Source organism: Ruegeria sp. BG7 (assembly GCF_056535685.1).
The window spans coordinates 861,393-876,204 of record NZ_JBQFIU010000001.1; the positions used below are offsets into that span (position 1 = coordinate 861,393).

Below are 14,812 nucleotides of genomic sequence, written 5' to 3' on the forward strand. Positions count from 1 at the left end.
TGCGCCATTCTGATTGCATTACGCAATGCAGGATTACCCCATGTCTGATTATACCATTCGCCCGCTCACTGCCGCCGAAGTCCAGCACGCCGTAGATTGGGCCGGGCGCGAGGGATGGAACCCCGGCGTACATGACGCCGAGTGCTTTCGACCAACAGACCCGGACGGGTTTCTGGGCGGTTTTCTGGATGGAGTGATGATTTCCTCGGTCTCGGCGGTAAATTACAACGCCGATTTCGCGTTTCTGGGCTTTTACATCGTTAGACCCGAATTCCGGCACAATGGCCACGGGCTTGAGATTGCGCAACATGCGCTTGCTCATTGCGGCGGTCGTAACATGGGTCTGGATGGGGTTGTCGAGCAGCAGGAAAATTATCGCAAATCCGGCTTTACCTTCGCGTATAACAACTACCGATTTGCCGGAACAAAAACGCGGATGCTGGCGAAGCTGGGTACATCGTCGAATGATTGCGTCGCGAATCTGAGCAGCGCGTCAAATGAACTAAAAGCCTATGACCGCGACATGTTTCCCGCTTCACGCGATTTGTTCCTTGAAAGCTGGCTCAGCGCTTACAATCACGTATCAAAGGTCTATTCCGACAACGGCAGAATCCGAGGCTACGCGACGCTGCGCCCTTGCCTCACCGGGTACAAGGTTGGTCCGCTGTTTGCGGACAATGCCGACATTGCAAGGGCTCTGTTAGCAGCTCTGCTGACGGCGATTCCCGAAGACCACAACGAGCATGAGGTTTTTGTGGACATGCCGCAGCCCAACACATCAGCCTTCGCTTTGGCCGACGCGCTTGGGCTGGACAAAGTGTTTGAAACCGCCCGGATGTATTCCAGCCATCAGCCGGATATCGATCTGGACCGAATCTTTGGCGTGACGACGTTCGAGCTGGGCTAGAACGCCTTGAATGTCATGGTGGTCAGCGAGCGTTCGATGTTAGGGATCACCAGCAGGTGTTCGTTGATAAAATGGCCCACATCCTCGGTTTCGGGGATGTAGAGCTTGAGCAGAAGGTCATATTCGCCGCTGGTGGAATACAGCTCGGAATGAATTTCGCGCAGGGCGATTTCTTCGGCCACCTTGTAGGTGGTGCCGGGTTTGCAGCGGATCTGGATGAAAACGCAGGTGGACATGGTGTGACCCCATCGGTTCGTGTTGCTTGCAAGCTGACACGGGGCACAGCCGGGCGCAATCCCCTGCAACAGTTTGGCCTGAATGCCACCTATGGTCTGGATAAGGCTACCCAACCCCGTCTATAAGCGCGCCTGTAGCAAAAGGAATTCGCCCATGCGCAGCGCTTCGATCAGCCGCAAGACCGCCGAAACCGAGATCTCGGTCCAGGTCAATCTGGATGGCACCGGCACCTATGACAACCAGACCGGTGTTGGCTTCTTTGACCACATGCTGGATCAGCTGGCGCGCCATTCGCTGATCGACATGACGATCAGCGCCAAGGGTGATTATCACATTGACGACCATCACACGGTCGAAGATACCGGCATCGCGCTGGGTCAGGCACTGACACAAGCTTTGGGCGACAAGAAAGGTATCCGCCGTTATGGCGAATGCCATCTGCCCATGGATGACGCGCAAGTGCGCTGTGCGCTGGATCTGTCGGGCCGTCCGTTCTTGATTTGGAATGTAGACTTGCCGACGCCTAAGATTGGCTCGTTCGACACCGAACTGGTGCGGGAGTTCTTTCAGGCCCTGAGTACCCATGGTGGCATCACCCTGCACATCGACCAGTTGCACGGCTTCAACAGCCACCACATTGCCGAGGCTGCGTTCAAAGCCGTCGCGCGTGCGCTGCGTGATGCGGTCGAAACAGACCCCCGCAAGGCGGATGCAATTCCGTCGACTAAAGGCGCGCTGTAAATGCTGACTGCCATTATCGACTACGAAAGCGGCAATCTTCACTCGGCAGAAAAAGCCTTTCAGCGCATGGCGCAAGAGGTCGGCGCCGGTGAGGTTGTTGTGACCTCGGACGCTGATGTTGTCGCCCGGGCGGACCGTTTGGTTTTACCCGGAGATGGAGCCTTTCCCGCATGTGCAGCTGAACTGCGTGGGCACAAGGGCATCTATGACGCGATGGTCGAGGCGGTTGAACAGAAAGGTCGCCCGTTTCTGGGAATATGCGTTGGGATGCAGCTGATGGCCTCTAAGGGCCATGAGTACAGCGAAACCGAAGGTTTGGGCTGGGTTGCGGGCGATGTTGTCCTAATCGAGCCTTCGGATGCTACCCTGAAAGTCCCCCACATGGGCTGGAACAATCTGGTCTTGGAAAGCGATCACCCAGTGTTCAACGGGGTGAAAACTGGCGATCACACTTATTTCGTCCACTCCTACCATTTTCGTGTGAACGACCCAGCACAGCGGCTGGCTTACGTGGACTATGGGCAAGAGGTCACGGCCGTGATCGGCCGCGACACGATGGTTGGGATGCAGTTCCACCCCGAGAAAAGTCAGGATGTTGGTCTGCGTATGCTGGGCAATTTCCTGACCTGGACACCCTGAGGATTACTGGACGCGCGTCCAGGTCTGACCCCGGCAGATCAAACCGCCAGCCACACACCCCTTGACGGTCAGCTTGTTCTGGCCGTCCAGCGACATTTTCGAATTGTAAGTCTTGTCGCGGTCCGGGGCCCAGATCTTACCGCTGTCATAGCTGCCGCCACCTTCAGGGACCATGTCCCAAATTATCTGTTTGCCCAGATTTTCATATTCCAACTGCTGGTTGCCATCTGCGTCAAATGCGCTGTCGATGGTGCCGCAAATCGCGCTCCCGCATTCAGAAATCGTGACATGCAGGTAACCGCCCGTGTCGCCAGGTGCGGTCTTCCACAAACCGTCGACAGGATCTGCTGCCAAAGCGCCAGTCGCAAGAAGCGACAAGCCCGCTGCAAAAGTGAATTTCTTCATGGTTTTCTCCCTGTTTTGAGGGCAGTCTGACCCGCCAAGGACCGACGGGCAAGAATGACCCAGCGTCGCGTTGCATCCCCTGCCCTGCCTGTGCGATATCCCGCGCGTGTAACACAGATATAGGGCCGCTCGACATGATCCTCTACCCAGCCATCGATCTCAAAGACGGCCACGCCGTGCGCCTGCTGCGCGGTGAAATGGACAAGGCCACTGTGTTCAACGAAGACCCAGCCGCACAGGCTCGTGCCTTTTTCGAGGCCGGATGTGAGTGGTTGCATTTGGTGGATCTGAACGGCGCATTTGCGGGTGAGCCGGTCAATGCCGCCCCGGTTGAGGCGATTCTGAAAGCCTGCGACGTGCCTGCTCAGTTAGGCGGTGGTATCCGGGACATGGCCACGATCGAAACATGGATTGACAAGGGATTGGCGCGGGTCATTTTGGGTACAGTTGCGGTTGAAAACCCTGATCTGGTGCGCGAAGCGGCCAAAGCCTTCCCCGGCAAGGTCGCCGTGGGCATCGATGCGCGCAACGGCATGGTGGCGACCAAAGGCTGGGCCGAGGAGACTGATGTTCAGGTCACCGATCTGGCCCGCAGTTTCGAGGACGCAGGCGTCGCAGCCATCATTTATACCGACATCAACCGGGACGGCGCGATGCAGGGACCGAATGTCGAGGCCACCGCCGCGCTTGCACAGGCCGTATCCATCCCAGTTATCGCCTCGGGCGGTGTCAGCTCACTGGAAGACCTGATTGCTTTGCGCGATTGCGGTATCGAGCTGAACGGCGCGATCTCGGGCCGGGCGCTCTATGATGGCGCGATCGACCTGGCTGAGGCCATTCGCGCCCTGTCTTGATGGATTACTGCGCGGCGGCGGCAGTCAGCTTGGCCAGTGCGCCGCGCATCTTTTCGATGACGGGTGACTTTTCAACCTCATCCAGTTCATCCATCGTCTCTTTGGGGTCTTCATAGGTCAGCCAGACCTGGCCGTTGGCGTCCTCATACGCCTGAACCTTAAGCGGCAGGAACAAACCGGCGCGTGGGTCGATCTGCATCGCGGGTGTGCCCAGTGCAGGATTGCCAAAAATCAGCACCTGATTGGCGGGAATGGGCGTACCGACCTTTTCCGCACCAGCTGCGTGGTCAATGCGGGCAAACACAGTGGCACCGGCATTGCCAACCGCAGCTTCCAGCGCATCCAGCGCTTCAGAAACGGATTTATCTGTTTGTACTTTGATGATGTCGTCAGCCATGGCGGACAGCGCGCCTCCGAACGTGAGAATTGAAGCAAGTATCAGTGTTCGCATATCGGATTTCCTTTTGTGAAATTCACCCCAATTGTCTCAAGTTTCACAATTCTCACAATCACAAGTCTGGCATCGGCAAAGCTTTGCCTGATTAAGAACGTCAAATTTACCCTCAAATTCGCGAACAATCCGGGCGAAAGTCCAACATTTCACCCACTCAAGCCCCAATTCAGCCGGAATTCGCGCCTAATTTACGCCTCAAACGATCCAATTCAGGTGGCGCGCGTGAGTTTTTCCAGCATTGATGTCCCGAACACATCCAGATTCAAAACCGCAACGGTTGCGATCTTCTGTGCGGCGATCTTTACAAGCGCGAGCTTGCTGTTCTTTGTGCAGCCCCTGTTTGCGAAACTGGTTCTACCCAAGATCGGAGGCGCACCGGCAGTCTGGACAACTGCGATGCTGTTCTTCCAGATCGTCCTGATTCTCGGCTACGTCTATGCGCACCTTTTAACCAAATACCTGCCGTTGCGCTGGCAGATCATTACACATTTCGCCTTTTGGGTCGCAGCGCTGACCTTTTTGCCGCTGTCCACCAGCGATATATGGAGCTACGACGCATCAACATCTACCGCGCTGCAAACGCTCGGCTTGTTTGCCATGGGCGTTGGTGTGCCATTTGCGGTTCTGTCTGCAAACGCGCCTTTGTTGCAGGCGTGGTACGCCAAATCGGGCGGGCCGTCGGCTGATGATCCCTATTTCCTGTACAGCGCCAGTAACGTTGGGTCTTTGCTGGCCTTGTTGGCCTTCCCTCTGGTCGCTGATCCGTTCTTCGGGGCAGGTGAAATCAGCTTTGCCTGGTTGATCGGGTTCGTCCTTTTCGGGGCACTATTACTCGGTAGCGGGTTGATCGCACTGCAAGGGTCTCGACAGGCCGAGACTTCAACGCGAGCAGCGCTCAAAACCAGTTTTCCAGCTCTGAAACAGATCGCCGTCTGGGTGTTTGTTGCCTTCATCCCCTCGTCTTTGATGTTGTCCTTCACGACACGGGTCAGCACGGATCTTGGCGCACTCCCACTAATCTGGGTTGTTCCTTTGGCGGTTTACATCCTATCCTTCGTCATTGCCTTCGCCAAGTGGAAACACTTGACCCTGGATGCGTTGAACGTGCCAATGCTCGTTGCACTGGCTGTTGGCGTCGTGCTGGTGTCCAAGGTGGTCAGTGAACATGACGCACCTGTGGTCATCCTGCTCTACGTCCCCGTTCTATTCGTTGTCGCACTCTTCGCACACCGCATGCTCTACGACATGCGCCCGTCAGCCGAACAATTGACGGTGTTCTACATCGCCCTGTCCGTGGGCGGCGCAATCGGTGGGTTATTCAACTCGATTGTAGCGCCACTTGCCTTCACCCGAGAGCTTGAGGCGCCGATCACCATGATTCTGGCAGGGGGATTGTTCCTTGTTCGAGCACCCGTTTTTGCGTTGCGCCATGTCATCATTGGCGCCGCGGCCAGCGTATTCATCCTTGTCACCGCAGGTGCAACTCGCAGCATTGCGGTCCTGAGCGAAGACATTCCCCGCGCAGGCGCGCTGTTCGTGCTTATCTTTGCGGTTCTGTATCTATTCCGGGCTCAAGCCCTGCGCATCCCGGTCGTACTTGCCATCGTTTTGCTACCAGCCTTCGCAGTCAAGAACGATCCGGTTTTCGAAGATCGCAGCTTTTTTGGCGTGCATTCGGTCTATTCCAGCGCCGGCTACCGCGTCTACAAAAACGGCACTACGGTACATGGCTGGCAGCGCGAATCGGAATACGGTACACGGCCAACGCCGCTGTCTTATTATCACCCCGAAGGCCCGATGGCGCAGGTGATCACCTCTGAGTTTGGCAAACAATCTGACAGCATCGGAATTGTTGGCCTGGGCACAGGTGCGTTGGCCTGCTACCGCCAACCTAGCCAAAATTGGGATTTCTTCGAGATTGACGCAACCGTCGATCAGATCGCGCGCGATCCGTCGCTGTTCACTTACCTGTCTGAATGCACGCCCGATTCAGAAACACATCTGGGTGACGCCCGGATCGTACTGGAACAAATGCCGTTTGCCTTCGATATCCTTGTTCTGGATGCCTACAGTTCAGACGCGATCCCTCTGCACTTGATTACGCAGGAGGCGGTTGAGATGTATACGCGTCGCCTGAGTGAAGACGGAGTTCTGGTGTTTCATATCACCAACCGCTTCTACGATCTGGTTCCGCCATTGGCTCGCATTGCCGACAGCCTGAACCTGACAGCCGCGCATCAGCGGCTGGCCGTGGGCGAAGAGCAGGTTGAAACCGGGGCCGCCACCAGCAGTGTGGTAATCCTGAGCCCCGACGCGACCCGGATTAACGGTTTCGTGCAAGGTGGGAACTGGCAAATCGTCGAGACTGACGGCGCGCAACCCTGGACCGACGACAAGGCCAACCTGCTTTCAGCACTTAAGTTGCTGAAGGAAGGGGACAGCTAAAGCGGTTCTTCATGCGCCCGTGGCCCGCGCAATCCGGGCCATAGGCGTCAAAACGTCTGTGGCATCACTGGCGCTTTGCCGGTAAAGGTCCGGCAACAAAGGACGCCCACATGCTAAAAACCCGGATCATCCCCTGCCTTGATGTTGCTGACGGCCGCGTGGTCAAAGGCGTGAACTTCGTCGGCCTGCGCGATGCAGGCGACCCCGTGGAGTCAGCGAAAGCGTATGACGCCGCTGGAGCGGACGAAATCTGTTTTCTGGATATCCACGCGACGCACGAAAACCGCGGCACTATGTTTGATGTGGTGCAACGCACGGCCGAGCAATGCTTTGTGCCACTGACAGTGGGCGGTGGCGTGCGCACCAAGGATGATGTGCGTGCCCTGTTGCTGGCAGGGGCGGACAAGGTCAGTTTCAACTCGGCAGCCGTCGCCAACCCAGATGTGATCGCGGAATCGGCGGACCAGTTCGGCAGCCAATGCATCGTTTGCGCCATCGACGCCAAGACCGTCAGCCCCGGCAAGTGGGAAATTTTCACCCATGGCGGACGCAAGCCCACCGGTATTGATGCGGTCGAATTTGCCAAAACAGTTGTTGCCAAAGGGGCCGGGGAAATCCTTTTGACCTCGATGGATCGTGACGGCACCAAGGCAGGCTTCAACCTGCCCCTGACCCGCGCCATTTCCGACGCGGTGAATGTGCCGGTGATCGCCAGCGGCGGCGTCGGTAATCTGGACCATCTGGTCGAAGGTGTCACCAAAGGCGGTGCAAGCGCCGTACTGGCTGCTTCGATCTTCCATTTCGGCGAATACACCATCCGCGAGGCCAAGGAACACATGGCCGCTGCGGGCATTCCCATGAGGCTGACATGAGCATCCTGCACGATCTGGCCCGGACGATTGAAGACCGCAAAGACGCAGACCCGGACTCCAGCTGGACAGCCAAGCTGCTGGCCAAAGGTCCCGAGAAATGCGCCGAGAAGTTTGGCGAAGAAGCCGTTGAGGCGATCATCGAGGCCGTCAAGGATGACAAAGCCAAGCTGACCTCTGAGGCGGCTGATGTTCTGTATCACCTTCTGGTCATGCTGGCCGCGCGGGACGTGGCACTGGATGATGTCCTGACCGAACTGGCACGTCGTCAGGGCGTCAGCGGCATCGCAGAAAAAGCATCCCGCCCCAAGGGGTAACGCCCGGCTTCCGCGCTGCTGTTTAGGCCGCTATACTCGGACGTCAGATTGGCAGGCCGAGGGCGCGACATGATCCGAGTTTTTATGCTTTTGGCAACGCTTGCCATTGCTTCGGCCTGCTCTGCGCCACCAACCTCGACCGGGGATGAGGTCCAACGGCTGGCAACTCAAATCCAAAGCTTGGGTCCCGATGTAGATCCCGACGAAGCCCAACGCGCGGCGCAAGTCGCTTATGCCTACACCGCGCAACTTGTCGATGAATACCAGATCACCGATCCGCCATTGATCCACAATACAAAAGTCAACAAGGGACTACGCCCGCGCGGCTTATGCTGGCACTGGGCCGAAGACATTGAGCGCCGCCTGAAACAGGAAAACTTTCAAACGTTGGAGATGCACCGCGCGATCGCGAATGCCGACAATCCGTTTAGGATCGACCACAGCACGGCAATCATCAGCCGCAAGGGGGAATCGCTGTATGACGGTGTTGTGCTGGATCCGTGGCGCTATGGTGGAGTTTTGTTCTGGTCTCCACTGGTCGAGGACACCCGATACGAGTGGGTGCCGCGCGACGTGGTGCTAGAGAAACGGCGGCAGGAACAGGTGGCCGGGTTGAAACCCTATCAGCCCACAACGCCCTAAAGCTTGGACGAGATAATCCCAGTCGAAAACCCGCCCATACGCAGTTCGCCAAACAGGCGCTGATATTCGATCTTGGGACAGCGGTTCATCACCACCTCCACACCACGGGCTTCGGCGAGGGCGGCTGCTTCGGGGTGTTCGACACCGATTTGCATCCAGATCGTGCTGAGGGAAGGGAAGGCCGCCAATGCTTCGTCAACGATCGGCGGTACAGCTTCGGACCGCCGGAAAATGTCGACCATGTCCACTGGCCCGGATATCTCTGACAAACTGCCACGCACCGTCTGGCCAAACAGTTCCTTGCCCGCGTGTCCCGGATTGACGGGGATCACATCGAACCCTTTCAGCGAAAGATAGCGCGCCACGTAAAAGCTGGGCCGCACAGGGTTCATTGACACCCCAACAACGGCAACCGTCTTGGTCCGTTGCAGAATGTTCTTGAGGTGCTGATCGGAATAGTCTGACATACCCTATCCTTAACAGGGTTCCCAAAAGAAAAAAGCGCCCAAGAAACCTTGGGCGCCAGTTGTTGGAACGAGGGACAGTGAAATGACCCGCGGCAGTTCCGTTCCGCGGTCACTGTGACATTTAGGCATGAGTTGGTTAAAAAAAAGAGGGGGCGCGCATTTTTGTGATGACTTTTCACAATTAGCTGATTCTCGCCTATTTCTGATACAAGATCACCGGCCAGTTTTCTTCTGCCATTTCAATGTACTCGGCCCTGTCTTGCCGCCACATCACTTCGATCTGCGGTGAATGCGTCAGGTACAGTCGACCATCGACAACCTGCCATGCGTTGGGATCCGTGCTTTTCAGGACGCCTTTGGCCATCGCGTAAGAACAATATCCACCAAACTGCGGAGCAAAAGCGCGCGGGTTGCTTTCAAAACGCTCGCGGTTTTCGGCTGACGAAAAGTGCCACTTTGCCCCTTTCCACATCACCGCGTTTTCCGGGGCACCCATTACAGGCGTCGCGCCTTCGAAATAGGTCACGGGGTCATACCCGGCCAAGGCCACGCCTTCGGTGGCGAAATAGACGGGTTTATCCTGCGCAAACGCGACAGAAGAAAGGAAAAGGGCACTCAGCGCGCCAAGGATGGTACGTCGGATCAGCATCGTCATGTCAGAATCTGCGTTCTTGAGAGTATCAAGATGCAAGTTTTCACGGGCAACGGAAGCCCTGTTGACAAGGATGTGATCGAGTTTCAACGCCAGGGAGATCAGTCGAAAATATCCTCAATCACATCCCAAGCCTCGTCGAACACGCGCGAGAACATGCTCTTTTTCTTCTTTTTGCGTTTCGCTTTTGGAGGCACCACATGAGACACAGCAGGTCGCGCCGGTTTGGTCTTCTCAGCCTTGCGCTTTGGCAACATCTTCAAATCATGCAGCGGCGCACCGCAGCTTGAACAACTAAGCTCATGCCGCTCTTTTCCTTTCAGGACTAGGGCCGCACGGGTCCCGCAATAACAGCAGGTGGCGATTTTGGATGGGCCGGAAATAACGCTCTCCTTTGCTCAGGGACGAGATGCATATAAGGCGATTGCCGTCGCGTTTGAGACGTTCAGCGACCCAAACCCACCTGCTGCGTCAATTTTCACCAACTGATCCACGGTCTCTTTGGTTTTTTGCCGCAAGCCTGGGCCTTCCGCGCCAAGCACAAGGGCCACTGGGCGATCACGCCCCTCGCCCAGCGCGCCTTCGATCGTCACTTCGGCTTCGCCGTCCAGCCCAAGGACCAGAAAGCCCATGCCCTGAAGTTCGATGATCGCATCCGCAAGATTGCGTACCCGCAGATAAGGTTGACGCTCAAGTGCGCCGCTGGCGGTTTTGGCCAGCGCGCCCGTTTCAGGTGCAGAGTGATGGCGCGTACCAATCACGGCGCTGGCCCCCAGAACTTCGGCTGAACGCAGAATCGCCCCGACGTTATGCGGATCGGTCACGCGATCCAGCAGGATGACGCGCGGGTTTTCCCGACCGATACAGTTTTCTGCCAGACCGCCCCAATCCAACGGCTTGACCTCAAGTGCCGCACCCTGGTGAACCGATCCCGCATCGATGGGCGCAGAAAATTTGCGTGGATCAACCATCTCGGCCTCGATCCCTGCAAAATCAATAGCTTCCGCCAGCTTGTCCCGCGCGTTTCGGGTCACGATCAGGCGCAATTTCTGACGATTTGTGTTCATCAAAGCATCCCGCACCGCGTGCAAACCAAACAGCCAGACGGTTTCGGCGGCAGCAGCTTTGCGCGCCTGTTCCTTTTCGACGACCCATTTGGGTTTCTTCATTTTAGGGGCCTCCGGGCCGAGAATTCGGTTTCCTGCGTCAAAGCGGAATTTTCCTGTTGACGCTCCTTTGGTGCGCTAGTAATCACGCCTCCACGTCAGGTGCAACGCCTGACAGTGGGCGACAGGCCGCAAGGTGTGGCAGGGGACTGTAACTCCCTCGCGGAGACGCACGCCTGGTTCGATTCCAGGGTCGCCCACCATCTTCCAAAGATGTGTGATTCATTGCAACCTGCTGTTAATTCGGCAGGGTTTCCCATTCCTGTACAACCGCACCATCCCGTACAGCCAAAACCTTGCCAAATTGGTTCAACACCGCTTCGCTTTGCGTCGGGCGTAGCAAGGCAATGTCACCAGGTTGCACAATACTAGACGCCGGGCCTGTCCAGACCTCCTGATTGCTGGATCGGCCGAAGATTGAGGAATAGGAAAATCCTTCTGGATAAACCGGTTGCGCAAGAAAATGCCCGCCAAACACGGCAACATCCGTCTTGTGTCGCGGTAGGAACTCTAACCCGGGCAAAGCATTGCCGGGCATGGTCTTGAGTATTGGCGTCGCGATAAAAGCTGCAGGTTGAAAAGCCGCTGTCGAAGGATGGTCGAAATCCGAAGGCTTGACGAGAACCGAACCAAAGGCGACCTCCGTTGCGGAACCGGTTGCGCCATAAGCCTGAAAGGTCAGGCTGCCACCTGTATTTAGGCACAGCCCTGCGCCGCTGTAGGGCAGAGCTGCAACGGCTTGGCGATAGGCTTCGGCGCAGCGCCGCTCGGCTTGGGGCCTGAGTAAAGAAGGCAGCTTTGCCAGATGCGCCTCATATCCCATCACGCCGCTCAACCGCGCCAATGGGTGTGCGACAATCGTTTTTACTACACTGGCAACCTGATCCGCGCTCAGGCCACCGCGATGCAACCCAATGTCCAATTCAAGCGACAAACGCAAAGACAAGCCGGTCTGGTCCGCAAGCGTCAGATAGTCCTGCAAGCGTTCGGGGGTGTCGATCAGCCACTGCACCCGATCTGCGGCATCGGGGTTTGCCTGAAGCACACGCGCTGCAGAGCCAACGGGCAAAGGCTTGCCAATCAGGTGATCGGTGCCACCTTCGGCTTGCAACAAGGCGGTCAACATTGGTTCTGAGAACGTCATAAGCCCCGAGGTTGGGATCAGACTCCGGATTTGATCCAAAAGCGGCAAGCAGGGCAAAGATTTAGCAACCAAGCGTTTCTCAAGCCCGGTATCAACACCGGCCCTCGCCGTCGCGCAATTGGACTCGAGCCGGTTCAGGTCAATTGCGATGACCGGATGATCCACACCATAGATTCGCAGCGATTGCGACAGACGGGCGACATACGGGTCGTTCATGGCTGAAACAGCGTCGCCAAGGCAGGTGTCAGGAACTTGCCCTGCGGATCAAGCTGTTCACGCAAGGCGCAGAAGCGGTCGAAATCGGGGTAAAGGCCGGATAGTTCCCGGTATGTCAGGCTGTGCATCTTGCCCCAATGCGGGCGACCTCCGGCCTCGACAAAAAGCGGTTCCAGCGCGTTGAAGTAGCGACTGTGGTCCTCATCCGCATCCGTGTGAATAGCAACAGAGATACGCGGGCCGCTCTGAAACGGCGAAAGGCACGCAGTGTCGCCTGCGGTCTGTCGTACCTCAATGGGGAAATAGATGTCCCTGTGGTCCCGTTCGAGACGGCGGAACACCTCAGCCAACACATCGCTGGCGACCTCAGGGGGCAGGTGATACTCCATCTCTTTAAAGCGAATATGGCGGTCACTGCACAGAACCCGCCAGCTTTCGCCTACATAATCCTCATCGGATTGCGCCATCGTCAAAAGTCTAAGCAACGCTGAGCGCAAACCACCGCTGAACCGCCCTGCGTTTCGGGCAAGTTTCAGAACCTTGACCGCCAGCATATCCAGATCACGCGGGGCCTTGGTTTCGGGCGCGTCGACCACTGAATGGCGAAGTTCGACGGCCTTGCCAGTGAAAGGAATGTAGAAAAATTCGAAGTTGCGGTTCTCAGCCCAGTTCCTGTGCATGTTCGCCAGACACTCCGGCAAATCGGTCAGCGTGACCTGACGGCGCAGATTGTATTTGGGCACAACATTTATGCGAGCTTCGGTCAGAACACCCAGCAACCCAAGCGTTACTTGTGCCATGTCCAAAGGAATATCGGCCGAGGTTAAGGCCTCACCGCTTGCACCGACAAAGCGCGCATCCGTGATTTCTGCGGCAAGACAGGGCAGTTCACGTCCTGTGCCATGGGTCGCGGTCGAAACCGCCCCAGCCAGCGATTGAGTATTGATGTCGCCAAGATTGCGAAAAGCCAGCCCTCGGTCAGCCAAAGCAGGGGACAGATCGCGCAGGCGTGCGTTGGCGTTCACCCAGACCTGCCCGTCCTCAGCCGCACCGATTGTTGGGGCCTCAAGCTGCGACAGGTCCAGAATACGCTCGGCCCCTGCCACAATAGGTGTGAAAGAGTGGCCAGCGCCAACGACCCTCAGGGTCTGAGGCGACATTACAGCGCGTTGCAACGCATCCAGTGTTGTCGGACGCATGACCGCAGTATTTGTGTTTTCGTTTCCTGCCCAGTTTGACCACATTCAGCTCATCCTCCGTATTGCGAGGATTGCAGCCCGAAGTCAGCGAAACAAGGCAGGGATTCAGCGTGTTACGTGACGTGACTTGGTTTAGGCCGCGGTGGCCTGCTGCGCGTTTACGCGCTCGAACCAAGCGACGATTGCGCTCAGGTCCGAGTCCAGCTGTTCCGCATCACCACCTGTGAAGTCCTGAAACTTCTCACTGTTCAGACCGTTCACACCGACCAGTACCGGGATGTCCTGTGCCAGTGCTTCAGCGATCACCGGGCGAAACCCGCGGCCATCGGCCTCGTGCTTGCCGAACTTGTTGATGATCAACAGCTGTGGCGCGTCAGCCAGCGACGACGTTACATAGCCCACCGCCTGCTCCAGCGCCGCCGGATCCAGACGGCAACCGCGCGACTGTGTTCCCAGCGATTGCGAAATGCGGATGGTCTCTCCTTCGGGCAGCACGCGCACATCCATATCGCATTTGCTGCTGTCCGCGCATTCTGTGTTGGTCTGAACAACGCCCGCAAGTTTCGCACCCGAAGCCAGCAGGTGTTCTGCAACAGCGCTTAACAGGCGATCAGTGGCACCGCGATCGGTGGTTGTGACATAGGCCAGATTCATCTTGGACCTCTTGTTTTTCATTGCGACATTTCAAATAGCACGCTCAGGTACATCCGACCACTCCCCCAGCTACGGAAGCGGAGACAGGCCGATCACAGGTGCGTGCAGGTGAAGTAGAACCGCATAAGCGGCCAGTGCGGACAGCCACACCCAGGGGCGCGGCCAAGGACGCGGCGCGCGGAGTGAAAAGCGCGCAGTGTTTCGCGACAAACGGATCCATTCCATGCCCATTTCGCTATGTTTGCGGCGGTCGATCAAGGCCATACCCATGGCCGCGAAACCGGCAAACAGGCCAAACAGGATGACATGCGACAGGCTGCCATTGGCCAGCAAGTGGGCCAATGCCCACAGCATCAACGCGGCAAGGATCGGATGGCGGGTGGTGCGCAGGATACCGGGCTGCTCTGGATCAAAAGGGCGATCACCCAGCCCGCCAAAAGAGAACGGGTTCTGAATGATGATCCCCGCAAGGGCCAGCCAGCAGACAACCGGCATGATAAGGACAGGCACCCAACGCAAGACGGCAAACGGTGGGATGACCTCAACATAAGGGGCGTTCGCCGCCGCGACGATCAGCCAGGCCAGCACGGCGAGTGACAGGATCGAGTATCCTGTAAAATACCCGCGATGTCCCAGCGTACCGATTAACCACCCGCGCACGGCAGGCCGCACGGGAATCGCATGGCTGAGAAGAAAGGTGACAAGCGCTGCAAGGAATAGAACCCAACCGGTCATGGTGATCTCCGAACGTATTGTGACCGGTCTAGATCAGGATGGCGGTGGGTTCCTTGTCCGAAATCAAGT

Annotated in this window: 19 protein-coding genes and 1 tRNA gene; 9 read left to right on the forward strand and 11 right to left on the reverse strand. The window is 57.2% G+C overall.

Features of this window, described 5'->3' with window-relative positions; genetic code table 11:
* Positions 1-40 precede the first annotated feature (40 nt).
* Complete coding sequence (locus ACR3EH_RS04210) at positions 41-907, forward strand: GNAT family N-acetyltransferase (protein ID WP_171185020.1); 867 nt, start codon at positions 41-43, stop codon at positions 905-907.
* Here ACR3EH_RS04210 and ACR3EH_RS04215 read toward each other — a convergent pair.
* The gene (locus ACR3EH_RS04215) at positions 904-1,143 is read right to left on the reverse strand and encodes an Lrp/AsnC family transcriptional regulator (protein WP_050602861.1); all 240 of its coding nucleotides are present in this window, start codon (positions 1,141-1,143) and stop codon (positions 904-906) included. The genes ACR3EH_RS04210 and ACR3EH_RS04215 overlap by 4 nt on opposite strands.
* A gap of 154 nt (positions 1,144-1,297) precedes the next feature.
* Here ACR3EH_RS04215 and hisB point away from each other — a divergent pair, with 154 nt between their 5' ends.
* Positions 1,298-1,885, forward strand: a complete 588-nt coding sequence (gene hisB / locus ACR3EH_RS04220; RefSeq protein ID WP_171092381.1) for an imidazoleglycerol-phosphate dehydratase HisB — start codon at positions 1,298-1,300, stop codon at positions 1,883-1,885.
* The gene (hisH, locus tag ACR3EH_RS04225; protein WP_171185022.1) at positions 1,886-2,524 is read left to right on the forward strand and encodes an imidazole glycerol phosphate synthase subunit HisH; all 639 of its coding nucleotides are present in this window, start codon (positions 1,886-1,888) and stop codon (positions 2,522-2,524) included. It begins immediately after the preceding gene.
* A 3-nt stretch (positions 2,525-2,527) separates the two neighbouring features.
* Here the strand turns inward: hisH and ACR3EH_RS04230 are convergent, their stop codons facing one another.
* Positions 2,528-2,929: a DUF2147 domain-containing protein gene (locus tag ACR3EH_RS04230; RefSeq protein ID WP_171092385.1), complete on the reverse strand. Its 402-nt coding sequence runs from the start codon at positions 2,927-2,929 to the stop codon at positions 2,528-2,530.
* A gap of 134 nt (positions 2,930-3,063) precedes the next feature.
* On the opposite strand from ACR3EH_RS04230, the gene hisA reads away from it, so the two are divergent.
* A complete protein-coding gene (gene hisA / locus ACR3EH_RS04235; protein ID WP_171185024.1) occupies positions 3,064-3,783 on the forward strand; it encodes a 1-(5-phosphoribosyl)-5-[(5-phosphoribosylamino)methylideneamino]imidazole-4-carboxamide isomerase in 720 nt (239 codons plus the stop codon).
* A 4-nt stretch (positions 3,784-3,787) separates the two neighbouring features.
* On the opposite strand, the gene ACR3EH_RS04240 is transcribed toward hisA, so the two are convergent.
* Entirely contained in the window at positions 3,788-4,234 is a 447-nt protein-coding gene (locus tag ACR3EH_RS04240) for a DUF302 domain-containing protein (protein ID WP_253746353.1), read from the reverse strand.
* Between the two features lie 225 nt (positions 4,235-4,459).
* Here ACR3EH_RS04240 and ACR3EH_RS04245 point away from each other — a divergent pair, with 225 nt between their 5' ends.
* From ACR3EH_RS04245 to ACR3EH_RS04260, 4 genes are all read left to right on the forward strand, one after another.
* A complete protein-coding gene (locus ACR3EH_RS04245; RefSeq protein ID WP_371810719.1) occupies positions 4,460-6,682 on the forward strand; it encodes a spermidine synthase in 2,223 nt (740 codons plus the stop codon).
* A 110-nt stretch (positions 6,683-6,792) separates the two neighbouring features.
* Positions 6,793-7,554, forward strand: coding sequence for an imidazole glycerol phosphate synthase subunit HisF (hisF, locus tag ACR3EH_RS04250; protein ID WP_171185026.1), 762 nt, complete (start codon positions 6,793-6,795; stop codon positions 7,552-7,554).
* The gene (locus ACR3EH_RS04255; protein WP_171092391.1) at positions 7,551-7,868 is read left to right on the forward strand and encodes a phosphoribosyl-ATP diphosphatase; all 318 of its coding nucleotides are present in this window, start codon (positions 7,551-7,553) and stop codon (positions 7,866-7,868) included. Before hisF ends, ACR3EH_RS04255 begins: the two co-directional genes overlap by 4 nt.
* Positions 7,869-7,937: 69 nt before the next feature.
* Complete coding sequence (locus ACR3EH_RS04260) at positions 7,938-8,510, forward strand: hypothetical protein (RefSeq protein WP_171185028.1); 573 nt, start codon at positions 7,938-7,940, stop codon at positions 8,508-8,510.
* On the opposite strand, the gene ACR3EH_RS04265 is transcribed toward ACR3EH_RS04260, so the two are convergent.
* From ACR3EH_RS04265 to rlmB, 4 genes are all read right to left on the reverse strand, one after another.
* On the reverse strand, positions 8,507-8,977 hold the full coding sequence (locus ACR3EH_RS04265) for a CoA-binding protein (RefSeq protein WP_171185030.1): 471 nt from the start codon (positions 8,975-8,977) through the stop codon (positions 8,507-8,509). The two genes, ACR3EH_RS04260 and ACR3EH_RS04265, sit on opposite strands and share 4 nt — an antisense overlap.
* Before the next feature lie 196 nt (positions 8,978-9,173).
* The gene (locus ACR3EH_RS04270) at positions 9,174-9,632 is read right to left on the reverse strand and encodes a YHS domain-containing (seleno)protein (RefSeq protein WP_171092397.1); all 459 of its coding nucleotides are present in this window, start codon (positions 9,630-9,632) and stop codon (positions 9,174-9,176) included.
* A 98-nt stretch (positions 9,633-9,730) separates the two neighbouring features.
* Positions 9,731-10,012 (reverse strand): hypothetical protein, encoded by a 282-nt coding sequence (locus tag ACR3EH_RS04275; RefSeq protein WP_171185258.1) that lies wholly within the window; start codon positions 10,010-10,012, stop codon positions 9,731-9,733.
* A gap of 15 nt (positions 10,013-10,027) precedes the next feature.
* Complete coding sequence (gene rlmB / locus ACR3EH_RS04280) at positions 10,028-10,798, reverse strand: 23S rRNA (guanosine(2251)-2'-O)-methyltransferase RlmB (protein ID WP_171185032.1); 771 nt, start codon at positions 10,796-10,798, stop codon at positions 10,028-10,030.
* 116 nt (positions 10,799-10,914) lie between these two features.
* Here rlmB and ACR3EH_RS04285 point away from each other — a divergent pair.
* Positions 10,915-10,998 (forward strand) — tRNA-Tyr (locus tag ACR3EH_RS04285).
* 35 nt (positions 10,999-11,033) lie between these two features.
* On the opposite strand, the gene ACR3EH_RS04290 is transcribed toward ACR3EH_RS04285, so the two are convergent.
* From ACR3EH_RS04290 to ACR3EH_RS04305, 4 genes are all read right to left on the reverse strand, one after another.
* A complete protein-coding gene (locus ACR3EH_RS04290) occupies positions 11,034-12,155 on the reverse strand; it encodes an alanine racemase (protein WP_171646634.1) in 1,122 nt (373 codons plus the stop codon).
* Positions 12,152-13,399, reverse strand: a complete 1,248-nt coding sequence (locus ACR3EH_RS04295) for a D-arabinono-1,4-lactone oxidase (RefSeq protein ID WP_171185036.1) — start codon at positions 13,397-13,399, stop codon at positions 12,152-12,154. The genes ACR3EH_RS04290 and ACR3EH_RS04295 overlap by 4 nt, the downstream gene beginning before the upstream one ends.
* 87 nt (positions 13,400-13,486) lie before the next feature.
* Entirely contained in the window at positions 13,487-14,008 is a 522-nt protein-coding gene (locus ACR3EH_RS04300) for a DUF2478 domain-containing protein (RefSeq protein WP_171185037.1), read from the reverse strand.
* A gap of 69 nt (positions 14,009-14,077) precedes the next feature.
* Positions 14,078-14,743: an NnrU family protein gene (locus tag ACR3EH_RS04305; protein WP_171185039.1), complete on the reverse strand. Its 666-nt coding sequence runs from the start codon at positions 14,741-14,743 to the stop codon at positions 14,078-14,080.
* Positions 14,744-14,812 lie beyond the last annotated feature (69 nt).